The sequence below is a fragment of the Nocardia sp. NBC_00416 genome, from assembly GCF_036032445.1.
GTDB lineage: Bacteria > Actinomycetota > Actinomycetes > Mycobacteriales > Mycobacteriaceae > Nocardia.
Genome location: NZ_CP107932.1, coordinates 6,090,577 through 6,110,665 on the forward strand (window position 1 = coordinate 6,090,577; position 20,089 = coordinate 6,110,665).

The following is a 20,089-nucleotide window of genomic DNA, read 5'->3' on the forward strand; positions in this document are numbered from 1 at the left end:
TCTGGATACCAGACTACCGATCGCGCCTGCCTCGGCGCTCCGTTACATTGGGTGGGAGTTGTCGGGAGACCGCGACACGAAGTCCTCCGAGCGAGAGTTCACGACCAGTGCTGAAGTTGTTCACGCAGACCGTGTTCCGCGGTTCCCTGCTTGTCGGAATATGAAAAGTGTGTGGCGGATAGATGGATAGTCGGCAACCAGGGCCGGAAAAGCTGATCGGGATGTGGGTGCGGCGATGAGTACACCGGTCGATTCGTTCAGCGCGAGTCGAGCGCAGGAACCGGAATTGTGCAGGGTATCGGTCATCGGCGGGAACACCCAGGTCGATGTGGGCCTGCCCGCGACGGTTCCGATCGCCGGTTTCATCGGCGACCTGGTGGCGTTGATCGAATCGCGCAGCCCGAACCTACCGGACGAGGACGAGGACTCGGGTCCGCTCGCTGCCCAGCACTGGACCCTGGCCCGGCTGGGCCGGGAGGCGATCGCGCCGAGTCGCACCCTCACCGAGGCCGAGGTCTACGACGGTGAACTGCTGGTCCTGCGGTCGGTGAGCGCCAAGGAAGCGCCCGCGCTGTTCGACGATGTGATCGACGCGGTGTCCCGGCTGACCGCCGAGGAGTTCACCGGCTGGTCCGGGAACGCCGCCCGCTGGATGGGTTTGGTGGCCTCGGCGCTCACCGTTCTCACCACGCTCTTGGTGCTGGCCGTATCGCGTGGGTCCGGCGACCCGCTCACACCGGCTTTCGCGCTGCTCGGCTCGGGACTCGCCGCGCTGGTCGCGGCCGGGATCACCGCCCGCAGGTACCGCGACGAACTCACCGCCTCCTGGCTTTCGGCCGATGGGTTGATGCTCTTGTTCGGCGGCGCCGGGCTGCTGGTGCCGGGCGCCCTGGGCAGTCCGCATCTGCTGCTGGGCAGTTCGGTCGTGCTGGTGGCGGCGATCCTGGGCTATCGGCTCACCGGCGTGGCCGCGACCCTGTTCTCCGGCGCCGCGGCCGCTGCCGTGATCGCGTTGACCACCGCGGTGATCTACCTGATCTGGCATCCGGGCCTACCGAAGGTGGCGGCCGGACTGCTGGTGGCCGGGATCATGCTCCTGTCGGCGGTGCCGCGGCTGGCCGCCCTCGCGGCCCGGTTGCCGATCCCGCCTGTGCCGACCGCCGGCGCCGCCATCGATCCGGCGGATCACGAACCGCGTCCGACCATCGAAGGTATCGGCGCGATCGGCGCCACCGCGCTGCCCTCGGCCGCCGGCCTCGGCGAACGTGCCCGCGCGGCCAATCGATTCCAGACCGGCCTGATCGTCGCCTGCACCGCGAGCACGGTCATCGGTGCATTCGGGGTCGCCGATCCGCTGGGCTCCTACCGCTGGCAGGGCATCGCGCTGGCGGTCATCACCGCGGTCATCTTGTCGCTGCGCGGTCGCTCCTTCGCCGATATCACTCAAGCCGCCACCCTGATCGGCGGCGCGTGCGTGACCCTCGTGGCGCTGATCGTCGGGTTGTCCCTCGGCGACAGCGATCTCATCCTGGGCTGCGCGGCGATTCTGCTGGCCTTCACTCTCGGCGTGATCGGATTCGGCGTGATCGGGCCGCATATCGAGGTGACTCCGGTGGTTCGGCGGGGGATCGAACTCTTCGAATATGCGCTGATCGTGGCGGTGATCCCGCTGGTGCTCTGGGTGATGGGCGTCTACGGTATGGCCAGGAACCTGAGCATATGAGTGCTCGCCCGCTGCGTCGTGGACTGTTGCGGCTGGTGTGCGCCGCCGGAGTGCTCGGCGCGACGGCCGTGCTGCCCGGTCCGGTCGTCTCGGCCGTACCGCAGCCCGCGATCGACCCGGGTGCGCTGGGGGCGGCGCAGGCGATCAGCGGCAGGCCCGCCCCGCTCGAACCCACCGAACAACGGGCGATCTGCGCCGAACCCCTGCTCACCGGTGCGCCGCCGTCCGAACCGCCGATGGCCCAGCAGGTCCTCGACCTGCCGGCCGCGTGGCAGTTCAGCCGCGGCGCCGGGCAGAAGGTCGCCGTTATCGATACCGGGGTGAACCGGCATCCCCGGTTGCCTCGGCTGCAGGCGGGCGGTGACTATGTCTCCGATACCGACGGCACCGTCGACTGCGACGGGCACGGCACTCTGGTCGCCGGGATCATCGGCGGGCAGCCGGCTCCCGGCGATGCTTTCTCCGGGGTCGCGCCCGATGCCGAGATCCTGGCGATCCGCCAGCTGAGCCTGGCGTACGAGAAGAAGGACAACAACAACCGCGACGCGCCCGGCAAGATCAGCCCCGAGGGGTACGGCACGGTCTTCACCTTGGCCGGCGCGGTGGTCCGGGCCGTGGATATGGGCGCCACCGTCATCAATATCTCCGAAGTGGCCTGTACCCAGGCCGGACTCGATACCGCCGACGGCACCCTGGGGGCCGCGGTGAAATACGCGTTCGACCGCAATGTGGTGGTGGTGGCCGCGGCCGGAAACCTGCAGAGCGACGGCGCCTGCCGCAGCCAGAACTCGGGTTCGGGTTGGGGCGCGGTCTCCACGGTGGCCAGTCCGGCCTGGTTCTCGCCGTATGTGCTGGCGGTGGGGTCGGTGGACCCGACCGGCCAGGTCTCCGAACTCTCCCTGAACGGACCGTGGGTGCAGGTGGCCGCCATCGGCCGCGATATCGTCTCGCTGGACAGCAAACCGGGTGCTACCGGGCTGGTCAACGGCGTGCAGACCACCGAGGGGATCCGCTCCGTGGAGGGCACCAGTTTCGCCGCGCCCTATGTGGCCGGCTTGGCGGCGCTGGTCCGTTCGCGTTTTCCCGAGCTCACCGCCGGTCAGGTCATGGACCGGATCACCCGCACCGCGCACGGTCCGGGCACCGGCCGCGACGACCGGATCGGGCACGGGCTGATCGATCCGCTGGCCGCGCTGACCGCCGAACTCCCGGTCGAACCGGTCGGTGTCGGTGCAGCAGCGGCCGCACCGATCGCGGCCCCCGTCCATCCGCCCGGTCCCGATCCGCGCCAGCGCTGGATCGCGATCGCCGGGTCGGTGATCTGCCTGTCCGGCCTCGCCATCGGCGCCGCGGTGGCGTATCCGTTCCGGCGGCCGCGGCGTGAACTGGGCGGGGAATTGGACCCCTAGCGCGGCCCCGCACCCACCGTTCGTCGCCGATCGAAGAAGGAACCATGGCTACCGAAGGCTTCGTGCGCCGCCCCCGTATCGCCCCGCCCCGGGCTCCCGGCGGTGAGGTGGCGTTGACCGCGCCCCCGGAGGTTCCGCGCGCCGTCCCGGCGCCACTGATGACGAAGATCATGCCGGTGGTCATGGTGGTCATGGTGGTCGGGATGATCGGGATGATGGCCATGATGGGCCGGAACCTGCTCGCCAACCCCTTCATGATGATGTTCCCGATGATGATGATCATGTCGATGGTGGGCATGATGGCGGGCTTCCGCGGCGGTGGGGGCAAACGCGCGGTCGAACTCAACGAGGAACGTAAGGACTACTTCCGGTATCTGGACCAGGTCCGCCGGGATGTGCGCCGCACCGGCGGCAAACAGCTCGAATCGCTCGAGTGGAGCCACCCCGAACCCGCCGACCTGCCGTCGCTGGTGGGTACTCGCCGGATGTGGGAGCGCCGCCCCAACGACCCCGATTTCGGTCATGTCCGGGTCGGGGTGGGCAGTCACCGCCTCGCCACCAAACTCGCCCGCCCGGAAACCGGCCCGCTCGAGGATCTGGAGCCGGTGTCCACGGTGGCGCTGCGCCGGTTCGTACGTACCCACTCGGTGGTGCACCGGTTGCCGACCGCGGTGTCGCTGCGCGCCTTCCCGGCTATCAACATCGGTGGCGATCCCGGCGAATCGCACACCCTGGTGCGTGCCATGCTCATGGAACTGGCGACGTTCCACGGCCCGGACCACCTGGCCATCGCGGTGGTCTGCAGCGACCCCGACGCACCGATCTGGTCCTGGGCGAAATGGCTGCCCCATCTGCAGCATCCGACCCAGCGCGACGGTATGGGCACGGTGCGGATGATGTACCAGTCGCTGGGTGAGCTGGAGACCGCGCTCTCGGCCGAACTGATCGAGCGGGGCCGCTTCATGCGCAACCCGCAGCCGACCCAGGGGCGGCTGCACCTGGTTGTCGTGATCGACGACGGCTACGTCAGCGGCAATGAGCGGCTGGTCGCCGAATCGGGCCTGGACTCGGTGACCGTACTGGATCTCACCGCCCCCGAGACCGGTCTGGCGGCGCGGCGCGGCCTGCAACTGGTCTGTGCGGACGCCGAGGTCTCGGCGAAGAGCGCGGCCGGGGTGGAGCGTTTCGCCACGGCCGACGAGGTGAGCACCGCCGAGGCCGAATCGTTTTCGCGGGCGCTGGCCCGATACCGGTTGGCGACCGCGGCGCAGATCGTGAGTCTGGGCGAGGGCACCACCGCCGACCCCGGACTGATGGCCTTGCTGAAGATCTCCGACGCCGCGCAGATCGACCCGGCCCGGGTGTGGCGTCCGCGTACCGCCCGGGAACGGTTGCGAGTGCCGATCGGCATCACTCCCGACGGCACACCGGTCGAGATCGATATCAAGGAGTCCGCGGAGAACGGTATGGGTCCGCACGGTCTGTGCATCGGCGCGACCGGTTCGGGTAAATCGGAATTCCTGCGCACGCTGGTGCTCTCGCTGGTGGCGACCCATTCTCCCGACGCGCTGAACCTGGTCCTGGTCGACTTCAAGGGCGGCGCGACCTTCCTGGGTCTCGATCCGCTGCCGCATGTCGCGGCGGTGATCACCAACCTGGAAGAGGAACTCTCCCTGGTCGACCGTATGAAAGACGCGTTGGCCGGTGAGATGAACCGCCGCCAGGAACTGCTGCGGTCCTCCGGCAACTACGCCAATGTGACCGATTACGAGAAAGCGCGCGCCGCCGGTGTTCCGCTGGACCCGCTACCGGCCCTGTTCGTCGTCGTCGACGAGTTCTCCGAACTGCTGTCACAGAAACCGGATTTCGCGGAACTGTTCGTGATGATCGGCCGCCTCGGCCGGTCGCTGCACGTCCATCTGTTGTTGGCCTCGCAGCGACTCGAGGAGAACAAACTCCGCGGCCTGGAATCCCATCTGTCGTACCGGATCGGCCTGCGTACCTTCTCGGCCAACGAGTCGCGGGCCGTGCTGGGTATCACCGACGCTTACCATCTGCCCAGTGTCCCCGGCTCGGGCTACCTGAAGAGCGACGCCTCCGACCCGTTGCGTTTCAACGCCAGCTATGTTTCCGGTCAGTACGAGGCGCCCCACGGGACGGTCACCGGGGAGGACGGCAGCCCGCTCGCCCGGCAGCGCCCGGCGATGTTCACCGCGGCGCCGGTCGAGTTGCCCGAGATCCCGGTGGACGACCAGGCGTCGCCGGCCGCGGGGAATCCGCTGCTCGAACTGCCGCCACCGCCCTCGCAGATGTCGGCCGCCGCCCTGGAGGGCGAGGGCGTACCGGACTCCCTGCTCGACGTCGTCGTGAAGCGGCTGACCGGGCACGGCCGGCCCGCCCACGAGGTGTGGCTGCCGCCGCTGGACGAGTCGCCCACGGTGGATATGCTGCTGCCGGAGCCCGATTGGCGGTCGCCGGTCAATCGGCACGGCCAGTTGTGGATGCCGATCGGCGTCATCGACAAACCGTACGAGCAGCGCCGCGATGTGCTCACCATCAATCTGGCCGGTTCGCAGGGCAATGTCGCGGTGGTGGGCGGTCCGCAGTCAGGTAAGTCGACGACGCTGCGGGCCATCATCATGGCGGCCGCCGCCACGCACACCCCCGAACAAGTACAGATCTACTGCCTGGATTTCGGTGGCGGCAGTATGACCGGTCTCGTCGGGATTCCCCATGTCGGTTCGGTGGCCGGGCGGCTCGACGGCGACCGGGTCCGCCGGACCATCGCCGAACTCACCTCGCTCATGCGTCAGCGTGAAGAGCGGTTCGCCGAGCACGGCATCGAGTCCATGGCCGAATATCGCCGCCGGAAGTTCGCCGCTCTGCAACAGGGCATCACCGACCCGTTCCCCGAGGACGCGTTCGGCGATGTGTTCCTGGTGATCGACGGCTGGATGGCGATGCGGGAGGAATTCGACGTCCTGGAGCCGCAGATCAATGCCATTGCCGGGCAGGGTCTTTCGTTCGGCATCCACCTGCTGATCGGCGCTTCGCGCTGGGCCGAGATCCGGCCGGTGATCAAGGATCAGATCGGCACCCGGATCGAATTGCGTCTCGGCGACCCCACCGATTCGGAAATGGGCCGCCGGGTAGCCCATCAGGTGCCGGTGGGGCGGCCGGGCCGGGGCCTCACCGCCGACCATCTGCACATGCTCATCGCACTGCCCAGGCTGGACTCCAACTCCGATGCCGGCAATGTCGCGGAGGGGGTGACCGGGGCGCGCACCGAATTGGCGCAGTTGTACGCGAACCGCCGCGCGCCCGAGGTCCGGATGCTGCCGCTGAAGTTCGAGCGGGCCGACCTGCTCGACCAGGCGCGCGCGCAGGGCATCGAATCCAGTGCGACCCGGATCGTGGTGGGTCTGGGCGAGTCCGAACTGCAGCCGTTGGTCATGGATTTCAACGCCGAACCGCATTTCATGGCGTTCGCCGATGTCGAATGCGGTAAGACCACCCTGCTGCGCAATATCGTCATGGGCATCACCGAGAACTCGACCGCCGAAACGGCCCGGGTGATCATGATCGACTACCGCCGCACCATGCTCGGGGTCATCGAGGGCGACCAGCTGGCCGGATATTCCACCTCCTCGCAGACCTGTGCTCCGATGATCAAAGAAGTCGCCGCCTACCTGGCCAAGCGCATTCCCGGATCCGATATCACTCCGCAGCAGTTGCGGGATCGCAGCTGGTGGAGCGGACCGGAGATCTACATCGTGGTCGACGACTACGATATGGTCGCCGCCGGCAGCACCAACCCGTTCCAGCCGTTGATCGAGTTCCTGCCGCAGGCCCGCGATATCGGTATGCACCTCGTGGTCACCCGGCGGATCGGCGGGGTGTCACGCGCCCTGTACGACCCGATCCTGGGCACCATGAAGAACATGTCCGTGGAAACGCTGATCATGAGCGGATCCAAGGACGAGGGTAAACTGATCGGGGATGTGCGCCCCGGCAAACTGCCGCCCGGTCGCGGCACCCTGGTATCGCGCAGCCGCGGTATCGAGATGGTGCATATCGCTCATCTGGATCCGCTGTGACCCTCCGGTGCGGTGGCGCCCGCGCTCAGCCGAGCGCGGGCAGGACGATCGGGTAGCGCGCGAGCGGCGTCATCGGGAACCCGCCGACACCGCCGTCGTCCACCAGCCACCGGTCGACATGCCGTTCGAACAGCGCACACGAGGGACTCCGGTTGTCCGGGTCGGCGATCCGGGCGAGCCGGAACCCGGCGCGCTGATAGTAGGCGTGCAGTTCGTAGTTGGTGGTCCAGGCGTCCAGCCGCACCCAGTGCCGTCCGTGCGCGCGCGCCAGTGCCGCCGCATGGGCCAGCAGATGCTGTCCGACACTGTGTCCCGCGTAGCGCAGATCCACGATGAGATAGTGCACGATCAGCGAATCGGCCAGTTCGGCCATGGTCCACAACTCCCGGTCCGCGCGGTCGTTGATGGTGATGGTCCCGGCGGGTTCCCCGTTCACCTCGGCGATCCAGGTTTCCCAGTCGGATACGGCTCGGCGCACGGCGCACGCGAAATAGTCGATCGAGAGCCCGGAAGCCGCCGTCGACCACTGGTCCGAGCCGCGGGCGGCCAGCCACGAGGAGCGTTGGAGCCGCAGGCGGCAGATCAGGTCCAGGTCATGGCAGGCGGCCGGACGAATCTGCACCGTCATGAGCTAAAACCATATCTCGGACCGATCGGTCTGATCCAGCACACCTCGGATCACCGCTGTTCCGCCGGAATCACCGAGTTCGTAGGCCAGCCGGTTACTGGCCGCGATGGAGCGATGGCGCGTCACCCGGGTGACGCGCTGGTGGTTGGCGCCGACCCGCAGGTGGTCCAGCAGGATGGTGCCGATGGCGACGCCGAGTATCGCCGCCTCCTCCGCGCCGGCCGGACGTGCGACGAGCGAGTCGCGGTACGCGGTCTCGCCCTGACCGCGGTCGGCGAGGCGGCGTGTCGTTCCCTCGGCGATATCGTGCGGTGAATCGATCCCGGTGGCCTCGGCCAGATCTCGCGGATAGAAACTCACCTCCCACGACCACGGCTCGTTGTCCAGGAACTGTACGACGGTCCGGGCCAGTACCCACGAATCCACCGGGATGCCCAGCCATTGCGCGACACGCTGGTCCGCAGGTTCCATCCGCGCGCTGAATTCCTTGGTCGGCACGCGGCCCGCGGCGCGCGCGATCTCCTCGAAGATATCGTGGCCGGCCCGCGGTCGATCCGGGCGGATATGGTCGGTGACCACGGATTCCAGCACTTCCCGGCTGCGGACGATGGTGCCCCGGGAAGTGGCCGTATAGACGAGATTCTCGGCGACCAGCACCTGGATCGCGTTGCGTGCCGTGGTGAGCGAAACCTTCATCTGCTCGGCGAGTTCGGTGTGGCTGGGCAAGCGATTCCCCGGCTGCCACTTGCCTGCTCGTATCTCCTCGCGGAGGTGGTCCGCGATCCGCCGATACGTCGGACCGTCCGCCATCGTGCTCCTCGGGTGGTCTCCAGATAACGAAGTGTACGCTTTTCGTGTCCAGGGGGGCCTTTATCGCTTGACAGTAGCCTTTCGCGGTTTATTGTAATCAACGTACTGACCCGGTGTTGTGCGGCGATGAACGGCGAGGCAACCGTGACAGGTTCGGATACAACAGTCGTAATGGCTCTTCCCGGCGCCCAGCGCGTCGCTGATCCCTTGGCGCAGACCGGGTCTCCCGGTCCGCTGCCGAATTCGGACTTACTGGTGCGCGCGGCGCGCGGCCACCGGGTCGTCGGGGGTCAGCTGCTCTGGTATGCCCGTGATCTGGCCGTACTCCACGAGCGAAGGCTGGTGGGCCGCGGCGGATCGATTGTCACCGATCCCGACCGATTGGTCGAGATCGAACGGCGCCGGATGGAATTGGTGCTGGCGATCGATGATTGGGTGGGACGCAATGTTCCGCAGCACCGGCTCGGTGTCACCCTGCACACCGAGACCGTCGGCGCGATCATCGATCGGCTGGCCGAATCCGCGGTCCGCGCCCACCACGCGTTGATGACCCTGGACGCGGACGACGAACTCCTGCACGGCGCCTGGCATCATCTGGCCGAACTGGCCGATGCCTACGACGCGCTGGTCGGCGACGTACTGGCTGGAAGGCGACGACTGCCGGAGTGGTGAGCACCCCGTGACCGGCCGCCGCCACGGCCGGCCACGGGGTCCGCTACCCGCGCCCGATACGAGCGCGGGATTCACCCGCCCTGGTGTGGCCGGTAGCTCTGCGTGAAATCGTCGGCCACGGTCGCCGCCAATTCCACGTACGCGCGCTTGGTCTCTTTCTTCAACCGCACCAGATCGATCTCCGCGCCCTCGGACATATGCGGGTCGAACGGGATCATGTGCACGGCCCGGCAGCGGGACAGGAAGTACTGCCGCAACTGCTGCACATCGATATTCGGCGAGCCGTCGCGCGGCGAGTTGATCACCACCACGGCGTTCTGCACCAGATGGTGGTAGCCGTGCAGCGAAAGCCAGTCCAGCGTGGCCGACGCGCTCTGCGCACCGTCGATCGCGGTCGGCGAGATGAGCACCAGCGAATGCGCCAGTTGCAGTACCCCGGCCATCGCCGAATGCATCAGACCGGTACCGCAGTCGGTGAGGATGATGTTGTAGAACCGCTGCAAGATCCGGGCCACCGCCCGGTACTCGTCCTCGTTGAATGCTTCCGACGCGGCCGGATCCCGCTCGCTGGCAAGTACTTCCAGCCGGCTGGTCCCCTGCGAGGTGTGCCGCCGCACATCCGAATAGCGCTCGATAGCCGGATCGAGCAGCAGATCGCGCACCGTGGACCGAGTCTGCAGCGGAACCCGTTGCGACAGCGTGCCGAAGTCGGGGTTCGCGTCCACCGCGATCACCCGGTCACCACGCACGGACGCGAAGGTCGAGCCGAGCCCGATCGTGGTGGTGGTCTTGCCGACACCGCCCTTCAGCGACAGCACCGCGATCCGGTAGTCGCCGCGCACCGGTTGCCGGATCCGCGCCACCAACTCCTGCAGCCGCCGCTCCTCGGCGGATATGCCCGGATTTATCCGGCCGCCGGACGCGTGGTGCACCACCTTGCGCCAGCCCTGGCCGGATGCCTTCTTCGCGCGTCGTACCGAGACATCGTCGAGCGACGGTCCGCCGCCGGGGCCCGCCGCGCCGAACTGCCCCGGGTTCTGCTGCCACTGCTGCCCGGGCGGCCTGCCCTGCTGCTGCCAGGCCGGGGGCGCGCCGGCCTGCTGCTGTGGCGGGGTGAGCGGCTGGTTCTGCCACTGCGGCCCAGCGGGGTTGTTCGGGGGCGGCTGACCGGGGCCGGGCCCGCCGTGACCCGCCGGCCCGCGGAACGGACCCGCCGGCCCCGGGGGCTGTTGCCACGACTGCTGCTGTCCGGGGTACTGGGGACCTGGCGGCTGGGGCCGTTCCTGCTCGGGCGCCCGCCACTGCTGCCCCGGCGCGCCCTCGGCAGGGGCCGGGGGCGCGGCTTCCGGCGCCTGCCGCCGGGGGCCGCCGTCGTGGGGAGCCGGGGCGTGGAAGTCGGGCGGTACCGAGTCGCCGACGCCGGTCGAAAAGCTGTCGTACGAGTGCGGAGCACTCTCCGGCGCGCGCATGCTCTCCGGCGGCCCGGGCTCGGGGTGCGCCGGGGGCGCACTCTCCGGCGCGGTGGCAGGGGGGCCGCTCACCGGTGCGACGAAGGGATCGGGAGCGTCGGCCGGGCCGGGAGCCGGAGTCGTGACGGGAGCGGGCGGGGGAGTGGCCGGCGGCGCCGAGGCGTCGGGGCCGGCGGCTTCGGTGGCGGCCGGGAATTCCGTCGGCGCCGGCGGCAGATCGGGCAGGCGTCGCAGCGGCTGCTGGGCGGTCGGGTTCGCGTCGGTACCCGTGGCGCCGGTGTCCGAGCCGCCGGTGGGCGGCGCGTCCGGCAGCGGTGGCGGCGGTGGCAGGAGGGGCGGCCGAGCGGGGGACGTGGTGGCGGCGCCTTCGACCGGCGCGTTCATCCACGCGGGCACGTCGGAGGTGTTCGTCGCCGGCTCGGGGCCGGGTTGCGGCGGGATCGAATCGGAGGTGTTCGCCGCCGGCTCGGGGCCGGGCTGCGGCGGGATCGAATGGTGGGGGCGCAGCCGGTCGAATTCCGGCCCCGGGTCGGCCGGATGCCGTACGGGCAGATCCGGGAGGCCGGGCGCCGGAGCCGGCTGGCCGGTGTACCCGCCGACGTCGTCGAAACGAGGGCTCGATTGCCGGCTCGGATCCGGTCCGGGGCGCTGCTGTTCCTGGAGGTTCGGTTGCCCGGGATCTCCGCCGGGACCCCACTGCGGGCCCGGATGGGGACCTCCGTCCGGACCCCACTGCGGGGCCGGGGCGGGCCCGGTCGGTGCGGGTGGCGGGGGAACCATGGGGCCCGACCGGTCACCGGGCGGGAACTGCCCGGGCGGGACGCCGCGAACTTCCTGCTGGAACGGATCCGGTTGCCGGGCCGGTTCGGCGGCATCGGGCGTATCAGCGGGTGGCGTCGCCCATTCGTGCCGCTGGGTCCCCTCGGCCCAGTCGTTGCGCTGCGACGGCCGCGGGCCGTTGCTGTTCGGCAGCAGTTCCCCGACGCGATCTTCGAGCGAGGGCTGGTCCCTGTTCTTGTTGCGGAACCAACCCTTACCCTTTTTCCTGTCGTCGTCGGAGGCGCGCTCCTCGTCGCGGCCGCGACGGCTGAAGAAACCGTCCGGCGGCTCCGGGGTCTCGGGGATGACCTCGTCCTGGGGGAGGTTCTGGACGGGCGGCGGCTCGTAATTGCGGAAATTCCCCTGGCCGACCCCGGTGACTTCGGTATCGGCCAGCCACGGTGGCAGCATGGGGAGGCCGTCGTTACTGCGGCTCACCGGTCCCCTCCTGGAATGGTCGTCCTCGGTCAGCGGCCAGTTTACGCGACAAGTCCCATTCGACTCAGCGCCGGGACTCGGGCCGGGGCCGCGTGACGCGTCGCGCGGAGTACCCCTTTTTGCCCGATCCCATACCTACCGGTAAGCTGGCCAGGCGGTGTATCAAAGCGCCGCCTGTTCGTGTGCGATCGGTTGTGGTCATCACTGCAGTGCAGTGTGGGCCGTCCTGCGGTGAGCACTCGCGTGCTTCGGCCGGTGCACCGGGCAGTACCAGGCAATCAGACCAGGTTGAGTGTAACCGGGATCGCGGAGGATATGGCGAAGAAAGACGGGGCCATCGAGGTCGAGGGGCGGGTTGTCGAGCCGTTGCCGAATGCGATGTTCCGGATCGAACTCGAGAACGGGCACAAGGTCCTCGCGCATATCAGCGGCAAGATGCGGCAGCACTACATCCGTATCCTGCCGGAGGACCGGGTCGTCGTCGAGTTGTCACCGTACGACCTGTCCCGCGGTCGGATCGTCTACCGCTACAAGTGAACGAGTGGGCCCCGGCTCGCTCTCCGAGATTTCCCCGGTCGTACCCGACCGGGGTCAACTGTGTTCACACCCCCGTGGTGTGGACCACACGAAAGATTGGACGGACGTGAAGGTTCAGCCGAGCGTCAAGAAGATCTGCGAAAAGTGCAAGGTGATCCGGCGTAACGGCCGGGTCATGGTGATCTGCGACAACCTGCGGCACAAGCAGCGGCAGGGCTGACACCGGCGCCGAGCACCGAACGCGGTTCGGACTGGCACACAGAAGAACTCCCAGCTCCAGCCGCACACTGAGGATTCATCCGGGATCTCTCCGGAAAGTGTGCGTGCCTACCCCCGGAACGGAGGCCGGGGCCCCACCAGACGAGGGGACGGACAGGGAGCAGACCTCCGCAACAATTAAGGAAATGCCAGATGGCACGTCTCATGGGCGTCGACCTCCCGCGCGAGAAGCGCATGGAGATCGCACTGACCTACATCTACGGCGTCGGTCGTACCCGCTCCAAGGAGATCCTGGCCGCCACCGGCGTCAGCCCGGATCTGCGCTCGAAGGATCTCACCGACGAGCAGGTCTCGCAGCTGCGTGACTACATCGAGGGCTCGTCCCTCAAGGTCGAAGGCGACCTGCGTCGTGAGGTCCAGGCCGATATTCGTCGCAAGATCGAGATCGGCTGCTACCAGGGTCTGCGCCACCGTCGTGGCCTGCCTGTACACGGCCAGCGCACCAAGACCAACGCGCGTACCCGTAAGGGTCCCAAGCGCACCGTCGCCGGCAAGAAGAAGTAGGGGATAAGCGATGCCTCCGAAGTCACGGGCCTCCGGCCCGAAGAAGAGCCAGAAGTCGCGCCGCAGGGAAAAGAAGAACGTCCCGCACGGTCACGCGCATATCAAGAGCACGTTCAACAACACGATCGTGTCCATCACCGACCCGGCCGGCAACGTCATCTCCTGGGCGTCCTCCGGTCACGTCGGGTTCAAGGGTTCGCGCAAGTCGACCCCGTTCGCCGCGCAGCTGGCCGCCGAGAACGCGGCCCGCAAGGCGCAGGAGAACGGTGTGAAGAAGGTCGACGTATTCGTCAAGGGCCCGGGTTCGGGCCGCGAGACCGCGATCCGTTCGCTCCAGGCCGCCGGCCTGGAGGTCGGCACGATCTCCGATGTCACTCCGCAGCCGCACAACGGCTGCCGTCCGCCCAAGCGGCGTCGCGTCTAAGCGGGAAGGAAGGTAGAGCACAATGGCCCGTTACACCGGACCCATCACCCGCAAATCGCGTCGCCTGCGCGTCGACCTGGTAGGCGGTGACCAGGCTTTCGAGCGTCGCCCCTACCCGCCCGGCCAGCACGGCCGCGCGCGCATCAAGGAGAGCGAGTACCTGCTCCAGCTGCAGGAGAAGCAGAAGGCCCGCTTCTCCTACGGCGTCATGGAGCGGCAGTTCCGCCGGTACTACGAGGAAGCCAACCGCCTCAAGGGCAAGACGGGTGACAACCTGCTGCGCCTGCTCGAGACCCGGCTGGACAACGTCGTGTACCGCGCCGGTCTGGCCCGTACCCGCCGGCAGGCCCGCCAGCTGGTCAGCCACGGCCACTTCCTGGTGAACAACAAGAAGGTCAACGTGCCTTCGTTCCAGGTGACCCAGTACGACATCATCGATGTCAAGGAGAAGTCGCTGGCGACCCTGCCGTTCCAGGTCGCGCGGGAGACCGTGGGCGACCGCCCGGTCCCCGGCTGGCTGCAGGTTCTTCCGGGCCGGCTGCGCATCCTGGTGCACTCCGTGCCGGAGCGCGCTCAGATCGATGTACCGCTGCAGGAACAGCTGATCGTCGAGTACTACTCGAAGTAATTTCGAGTTCTACTCGGCGTGAAGTTGCGCCGCTGGTGCGGGCCGCCGATCCGCGACGGCCCGCACAACCCCTAGACGAGGCGTCAAATAGCGGGCGCCCAAAACAGGAGGATTGATCCTATGCTGATTTCCCAGCGTCCGACCCTCACCGAAGAGGTCGTCGCCGACAACCGGTCGAAGTTCACCATCGAACCGCTCGAGCCGGGTTTCGGGTACACCCTCGGTAACTCGCTGCGGCGCACCCTGCTGTCCTCGATCCCGGGGGCCGCGGTGACCAGCATCCGCATCGACGGCGTTCTGCACGAGTTCACCACCGTGCCCGGGGTGAAGGAGGATGTCACCGACATCATCCTGAACCTCAAGGGCCTGGTCGTGTCCTCGGAGGAGGACGAGCCGGTCACCATGTACCTGCGCAAGCAGGGCCCGGGGGCCGTCACCGCCGATGACATCGTGCCGCCGTCGGGCGTGGTCGTGCACAACCCGGATATGCATATCGCCACCCTGAACGACAAGGGCAAGCTCGAGATCGAGCTCGTCGTCGAACGCGGTCGCGGTTATGTCCCGGCGGTGCAGAACAAGGCGACCGGTGCGGAAATCGGCCGGATCCCGGTGGATTCGATCTACTCGCCGGTGCTCAAGGTGACCTACAAGGTCGAGGCCACCCGTGTCGAACAGCGCACCGACTTCGACCGGCTCATCCTGGACGTGGAGACCAAGAACTCCATCAGTGCGCGGGACGCGCTCGCTTCGGCGGGCAAGACCCTGGTCGAGCTGTTCGGCCTGGCCCGTGAGCTGAACGTCGAGGCCGAAGGCATCGAGATCGGCCCCTCCCCGGCCGAGGCGGATCACATCGCCTCCTTCGGGCTGCCGATCGAGGACCTGGACCTGACGGTCCGCTCCTACAACTGCCTGAAGCGCGAGGGTGTGCACACCGTCGGCGAGCTGGTGGCGCGTACCGAATCGGATCTGCTGGATATCCGCAACTTCGGCCAGAAGTCCATCGACGAGGTCAAGGTCAAGCTGCACGCGCTCGGCCTCTCGCTCAAGGACAGCCCCGCCTCGTTCGATCCGTCGAGCGTGGTCGGCTACGACGCGAGCACCGGAACCTGGTCCGACAGCGGCACTTTCAGCGATAACGACGGCGGCGAGCAGGACTACGCCGAAACCGAACAGCTCTAGGCCCGGCGGGGTAGGCGCCCCGGAACGGCCTTAATCAAGGAGAACCCACAATGCCCAAGCCCAAGAAGGGTGCTCGCTTCGGCGGGTCGGCGTCGCACCAGAAGGCGATCTTCGCCAATCTGGCCACGGCGCTCTTCGAGCACGGTCGGATCACGACCACCGAGGCCAAGGCCAAGGCGCTGCGCCCCTACGCCGAGAAACTGGTCACCAAGGCCAAGGCCGGTACGCTGGCCGACCGCCGCGAGGTACTCAAGGTGATCCGGAACAAGGACGTCGTCCACGATCTCTTCGCCGAGATCGGTCCGTCGTTCGAGGGCCGCAGCGGCGGCTACACCCGGATCGTCAAGACCCTGCCCCGCAAGGGTGACAACGCGCCCATGGCGATCATCGAGCTGGTCCGGGAACAGACCGTGACCAGCGAGGCCGATCGCGCTCGCCGGGTGGCCGCGTCGCAGAAGGTCGAGGAGCAGGCCCCCGAGGCCGAGACCGAGACCGCCGCCGAGGCCGAGACCGAGACCGCCGCCGAGACGGCGGAGGCTCCGGCCGAGGAAGCCGCGGCCGAAGAGAAGGCCGACGACAAGGCGTAATCCGCCTGCCGTGGACCCGGTCACCGTGTCCACGGTTCGTCGACGAGCCCGCCGCCCTCCGGGGCGTGCGGGCTCGCCCCATTTCCGGAGGAGTATCTGGTGAGCGAACATGAACGCGGCGCGACCGCCGGGACGGCCGATTCGGCCGGGTCTGCCGCCGAATCGGGGATGCGTCCGGAGCCGGACCCGCCGACGTCACGGTTGCGGCTGGATATCTCCTATGACGGCACCGAGTTCCAGGGATGGGCCCGGCAGCCGGGATTCCGCACCGTCCAGGGGGTGCTGGAAGAGTCGCTGGGGAAGGTGCTGCGGGAAACGGTGCAGTTGACGGTCGCGGGGCGCACCGATGCCGGCGTGCACGCCGAGGGGCAGGTCGCCCATTTCGATACCGCGGCGGAGGTGGACGCGGACAAACTGGTCCATCGAATGGCGAAATTCCTGCCCAAGGATGTGCGGATCACTGGAATCCGAACGGCTCCCGGGGAATTCGACGCGCGTTTCTCGGCGGTACGCCGCCATTACGTCTACCGCCTCACGACGGCTCCCTACGGCGCGGATCCGCTGTCCGCCAGCAGCGTGGTGGGCTGCCGCCCGGTCGATCTCGAAGCGATGCGGGTGGCGTCGCACGCCCTGCTGGGTCTGCACGATTTCGCGGCCTTCTGCCGCCGCCGGGAGGGCGCGACCACAATTCGCGAACTCCAGCGCTACGACTGGGTGCGCGAGGGCGATCGTCTCGACGCGTATGTGAGCGCGGACGCGTTCTGCTGGTCGATGGTGCGCAGCCTGGTGGGCGCCGTACTCGCGGTGGGGGAGGGGCGGCGGACGCCGGAGTGGGTCGCGGGGCTGCTCGGGGAGCGAACCCGATCGAGTTCGGTCACGGTGGCGCCGGCACACGGGCTCAGCCTCGTCGCGGTCGACTATCCGGCCGAATCGGAGCTCGCTGCGCGCAACGCGCAGACCCGGGAAGTGCGGTCCGTCCCCGCCGGTGACTGCTGTGGGGGATAGCGGAATACAGGTCGGGGGCGCGGCGGCTGCCCGGTTCGGCGCCCGGCCGGGGATATGGTCGGTGCCGGAACAATATCCCCCGACGACAAGGTTGCGGTAGTCATGACGATCGAACTCGGAAAGTACGGCGTATGGCGCTACTACAAGTTGTTCACTCCTGACGCGGCCGCGGAACTCGAGCGGCTCGGCTACGGCGCGCTCTGGCTCGGCGGGTCCCCCGAGTCCGAACTCCCGGTCGTGGAGGATCTGCTGGCCGCCACCGAAACGCTGAAGGTGGGGACCAGTATCGTCAATATCTGGACCGCGCCCGCCGCGGAGGTCGCGGAATCCTTCCACCGGATCGAGCGGCGCTTCCCGGGGCGTTTCGTGCTCGGTATCGGCGCCGGCCATCCCGAATCCAACGCCCCCTACCGTTCTCCGTACGAGGCGCTCGTCGAATACCTCGACGAGCTGGACGAGGCGAAGGTCCCGGTATCGGGCCGGATGCTCGCCGCGCTGGGGCCGAAGGTGCTGAAACTGGCCGCGGACCGCACCGCGGGCGCGCTGCCCTACCTCACCACACCGGAACACACCGCGCAGGCGCGCGAGATCGTCGGTGACGCACTGCTGGTCCCCGAGCAGAAGCTGGTCGTGGACACCGATCCGGAAAGCGCCCGCGCCACCGGTCGCGGCGTGGTGGAGATGTACCTCGGCCTGCGCAACTACACCACCAACCTGCGGCGTCTCGGCTACACCGACGAGGATCTCGCGAAACCGGGCAGCGACCGCCTGCTGGACGCGCTGGCCGTCCACGGGAGCGCCGAGCAGGTCGCCACACAGGCCCGCGCTCATATCGAAGCGGGCGCCGACCATCTCGCCCTCCAGGCGCTGGGCGATGACTATCTCGCCGCACTGCGTGCGCTGGCGCCGCTGCTCATCGCGCGGTCCTGAATTCCGGCCCTTGGTCTAGGGCCGGTCGGGAAGGCGGCCGGGCCGAGGTCAGGAGCGGACGAGGCGCGCGATCGCGTCCGTCGCTTCCTTGATCTTGGCCTCGGCCTCCGGGCCGCCGGCGGCCGCCGCGTCGACCACACAGTGGCTCAGATGATCCTCGAGCAGTCCCATGGCGACCGCCTGCAACGCCTTGGTCATGGCGGCGACCTGGGTGAGGATATCGATGCAGTACTTCTCCTCTTCGACCATCCGCTGCAGGCCGCGCGATTGGCCCTCGATCCGGCGCAGGCGTTTGAGGTAGTCGTCCTTCGCGGTGATGTAGCCGTGGCTTGCGTGATCGTGGCCCGTCTCGCCGGCCGCTGGCGTGCCGCCGGGTTGCGCCGGGGTGGGGTTGGAAGTCACCGCTTGTCTCCTCTGCACCGGTCGAGAGGACCGTTCATACCCCCCGAGGGTACATGGGACGGCGCCGCTTGTCAGGTACGACCCCTCGCCTGTGCGATCACGGGCCGGACGCGGAAGAATCGGCCCCATGACTTCCCAGGAGCGGCCCGCGCTGGCTGTTATCGGCGGTAGTGGATTCTACGACTTCTTCGACGGCGCGACGGACTCGGTCACGGTACGCACCCCGTACGGCGACCCGAGCGCGCCGATCGCCGTCGGAACCGTCGAGGGCCGCCCGGTCGCCTTTCTGCCGCGACACGGGACACGCCACGAATACTCCCCGCATACCGTGCCCTACCAGGCGAATATGTGGGCCCTGCGCTCGCTCGGCGTCCGCCGGATCTTCGCGCCGTGCGCCGTCGGCAGTCTCCGCCCGGACTGGGGGCCGGGCACCGTGGTCATCCCCGACCAACTCGTCGACCGGACCTCCGGCCGCGCCCAGACCTACTTCGACAGCAACGGCATCCACGTCTCCTTCGCCGACCCCTACTGCACCGACCTGCGCGCCGTCGCGATCAAATCCGCGGACAGCGCCGTCCACGTTCATCCACACGGCACCATGGCCGTGATCCAGGGGCCGCGCTTCTCCACCCGGGCCGAGAGCCGGTGGTTCGCCGCCCAGGGCTGGGAGCTGGTCAATATGACCGGCTACCCGGAAGCGGTACTCGCCCGCGAACTGGAGATGTGTTACGCCGCGATCGCCCTGGTCACCGACCTGGATGCCGGCGTCACCGAAGGCGAAGGCGTGCGCGCCGCGGAGGTGTTCGCCGAGTTCGAACGCAATATCGGGCCCTTCAAGGAACTCGTCCACAATGCGGTCGCCGCGATCCCCGATGCCGAGACCTGCGCCCACTGCCGAGTCCACGCCGGGGTCGCCCTGCCCTTCGACCTGCCGTGACGCCGGCCCGCGGCCCGGCCGCGGGCTAGTCTCGTGCGGTGGATACGCCGCTCCGACTCGAGGTGATCGTCGCCAGCGTCCGGCCCGAACGGTTCGCACCCGTGGTCGCCGACTGGTTCGTACGCGCCGCCCGTGCTCGTCCCGAATTCGACACCGGCGTGCTCGACCTGCTGGACAGTGCGCTCCCGCCGGACCTCACCGAAACACCGGAAACCGCCCGGTTCCGGGACCGGCTGGCCGCCGCGGACGCTTTCGCCGTGGTGACCTCGGAATACAACCACGGATATCCGGCGTCGCTGAAAACCGCGCTCGACAGCGCGAAACACGAATGGCGTGCCAAGCCCATCGGTTTCGTCTCCTACGGTGGGCTCGCCGGCGGGCTTCGGGCCGTGGAGCAATTGCGTCAGGTGGTGGCCGAGATCCACATGGTCTCGGTGCGCGAATCGGTGAGTTTCCACCGCGCGCGCAAACAATTCGACGCGAACGGGAACACCGGCGACGGCGCTGCCATCGATGCCGCCGAGCGCATGCTCACCCAGCTGGATTGGTGGGGACGGGCGCTGCGCACGGCACGCACAGCCGACCCCTACCCGGGCTGAGGTGCGGGGGAGC

The 20,089-nt window shown here is 68.3% G+C and carries 19 protein-coding genes; 15 read left to right on the forward strand and 4 right to left on the reverse strand.

Going from position 1 to position 20,089, the window contains the following annotated elements; translation table 11 throughout:
- Window positions 1-235 precede the first annotated feature (235 nt).
- The 3 genes from eccD to eccCa are packed head-to-tail and all read left to right on the forward strand — an operon-like array spanning window position 236 to window position 7,229.
- Window positions 236-1,723, forward strand: a complete 1,488-nt coding sequence (gene eccD, locus OG804_RS26330; RefSeq protein ID WP_328390927.1) for a type VII secretion integral membrane protein EccD — start codon at window positions 236-238, stop codon at window positions 1,721-1,723.
- Complete coding sequence (gene mycP, locus OG804_RS26335; protein ID WP_328390929.1) at window positions 1,720-3,132, forward strand: type VII secretion-associated serine protease mycosin; 1,413 nt, start codon at window positions 1,720-1,722, stop codon at window positions 3,130-3,132. Before eccD ends, mycP begins: the two co-directional genes overlap by 4 nt.
- Before the next feature lie 44 nt (window positions 3,133-3,176).
- On the forward strand, window positions 3,177-7,229 hold the full coding sequence (gene eccCa / locus OG804_RS26340; protein ID WP_328390931.1) for a type VII secretion protein EccCa: 4,053 nt from the start codon (window positions 3,177-3,179) through the stop codon (window positions 7,227-7,229).
- Window positions 7,230-7,254: 25 nt separating this feature from the next.
- Here eccCa and OG804_RS26345 read toward each other — a convergent pair whose 3' ends face one another.
- Together OG804_RS26345 and OG804_RS26350 are read right to left on the reverse strand one after the other, a co-directional pair.
- Entirely contained in the window at window positions 7,255-7,857 is a 603-nt protein-coding gene (locus OG804_RS26345; RefSeq protein WP_328390933.1) for a GNAT family N-acetyltransferase, read from the reverse strand.
- 3 nt (window positions 7,858-7,860) lie between these two features.
- A complete protein-coding gene (locus OG804_RS26350) occupies window positions 7,861-8,667 on the reverse strand; it encodes a GntR family transcriptional regulator (protein ID WP_328390935.1) in 807 nt (268 codons plus the stop codon).
- 171 nt (window positions 8,668-8,838) lie between these two features.
- Between OG804_RS26350 and OG804_RS26355 the strand changes: the two genes are divergently transcribed.
- A complete protein-coding gene (locus OG804_RS26355) occupies window positions 8,839-9,339 on the forward strand; it encodes a DUF4254 domain-containing protein (protein ID WP_328390937.1) in 501 nt (166 codons plus the stop codon).
- A gap of 71 nt (window positions 9,340-9,410) precedes the next feature.
- On the opposite strand, the gene OG804_RS32420 is transcribed toward OG804_RS26355, so the two are convergent.
- A complete protein-coding gene (locus tag OG804_RS32420; protein ID WP_442941908.1) occupies window positions 9,411-11,588 on the reverse strand; it encodes a nucleotide-binding protein in 2,178 nt (725 codons plus the stop codon).
- A gap of 792 nt (window positions 11,589-12,380) precedes the next feature.
- Here OG804_RS32420 and infA point away from each other — a divergent pair.
- The 9 genes from infA to OG804_RS26405 all read left to right on the forward strand — a co-directional run bounded on the left by infA (window position 12,381) and on the right by OG804_RS26405 (window position 18,138).
- Window positions 12,381-12,602 carry a translation initiation factor IF-1 gene (gene infA / locus OG804_RS26365; RefSeq protein WP_003418601.1) on the forward strand — a complete coding sequence of 74 codons (222 nt, stop codon included), beginning with the start codon at window positions 12,381-12,383 and terminating at the stop codon, window positions 12,600-12,602.
- 106 nt (window positions 12,603-12,708) lie between these two features.
- On the forward strand, window positions 12,709-12,822 hold the full coding sequence (gene rpmJ, locus OG804_RS26370) for a 50S ribosomal protein L36 (protein WP_025347279.1): 114 nt from the start codon (window positions 12,709-12,711) through the stop codon (window positions 12,820-12,822).
- Between the two features lie 191 nt (window positions 12,823-13,013).
- Complete coding sequence (gene rpsM / locus OG804_RS26375; RefSeq protein WP_328390942.1) at window positions 13,014-13,385, forward strand: 30S ribosomal protein S13; 372 nt, start codon at window positions 13,014-13,016, stop codon at window positions 13,383-13,385.
- A gap of 10 nt (window positions 13,386-13,395) precedes the next feature.
- Window positions 13,396-13,809, forward strand: a complete 414-nt coding sequence (rpsK, locus tag OG804_RS26380; protein WP_328390944.1) for a 30S ribosomal protein S11 — start codon at window positions 13,396-13,398, stop codon at window positions 13,807-13,809.
- 22 nt (window positions 13,810-13,831) lie between these two features.
- Window positions 13,832-14,437 carry a 30S ribosomal protein S4 gene (rpsD, locus tag OG804_RS26385; RefSeq protein WP_328390946.1) on the forward strand — a complete coding sequence of 202 codons (606 nt, stop codon included), beginning with the start codon at window positions 13,832-13,834 and terminating at the stop codon, window positions 14,435-14,437.
- A gap of 120 nt (window positions 14,438-14,557) precedes the next feature.
- Entirely contained in the window at window positions 14,558-15,616 is a 1,059-nt protein-coding gene (locus tag OG804_RS26390) for a DNA-directed RNA polymerase subunit alpha (RefSeq protein ID WP_328390948.1), read from the forward strand.
- Window positions 15,617-15,666: 50 nt separating this feature from the next.
- The gene (gene rplQ / locus OG804_RS26395; protein WP_328390950.1) at window positions 15,667-16,203 is read left to right on the forward strand and encodes a 50S ribosomal protein L17; all 537 of its coding nucleotides are present in this window, start codon (window positions 15,667-15,669) and stop codon (window positions 16,201-16,203) included.
- A 168-nt stretch (window positions 16,204-16,371) separates the two neighbouring features.
- Window positions 16,372-17,208, forward strand: a complete 837-nt coding sequence (gene truA / locus OG804_RS26400) for a tRNA pseudouridine(38-40) synthase TruA (RefSeq protein WP_328398759.1) — start codon at window positions 16,372-16,374, stop codon at window positions 17,206-17,208.
- Between the two features lie 102 nt (window positions 17,209-17,310).
- Window positions 17,311-18,138, forward strand: coding sequence for an LLM class F420-dependent oxidoreductase (locus OG804_RS26405; protein ID WP_328390952.1), 828 nt, complete (start codon window positions 17,311-17,313; stop codon window positions 18,136-18,138).
- A gap of 48 nt (window positions 18,139-18,186) precedes the next feature.
- On the opposite strand, the gene OG804_RS26410 is transcribed toward OG804_RS26405, so the two are convergent.
- Window positions 18,187-18,540: a metal-sensitive transcriptional regulator gene (locus OG804_RS26410; RefSeq protein WP_328390954.1), complete on the reverse strand. Its 354-nt coding sequence runs from the start codon at window positions 18,538-18,540 to the stop codon at window positions 18,187-18,189.
- A 127-nt stretch (window positions 18,541-18,667) separates the two neighbouring features.
- Between OG804_RS26410 and OG804_RS26415 the strand changes: the two genes are divergently transcribed.
- Window positions 18,668-19,477, forward strand: a complete 810-nt coding sequence (locus OG804_RS26415) for an S-methyl-5'-thioadenosine phosphorylase (RefSeq protein ID WP_328390956.1) — start codon at window positions 18,668-18,670, stop codon at window positions 19,475-19,477.
- 38 nt (window positions 19,478-19,515) lie between these two features.
- Window positions 19,516-20,076, forward strand: coding sequence for an NADPH-dependent FMN reductase (locus OG804_RS26420; RefSeq protein WP_328390958.1), 561 nt, complete (start codon window positions 19,516-19,518; stop codon window positions 20,074-20,076).
- Window positions 20,077-20,089 lie beyond the last annotated feature (13 nt).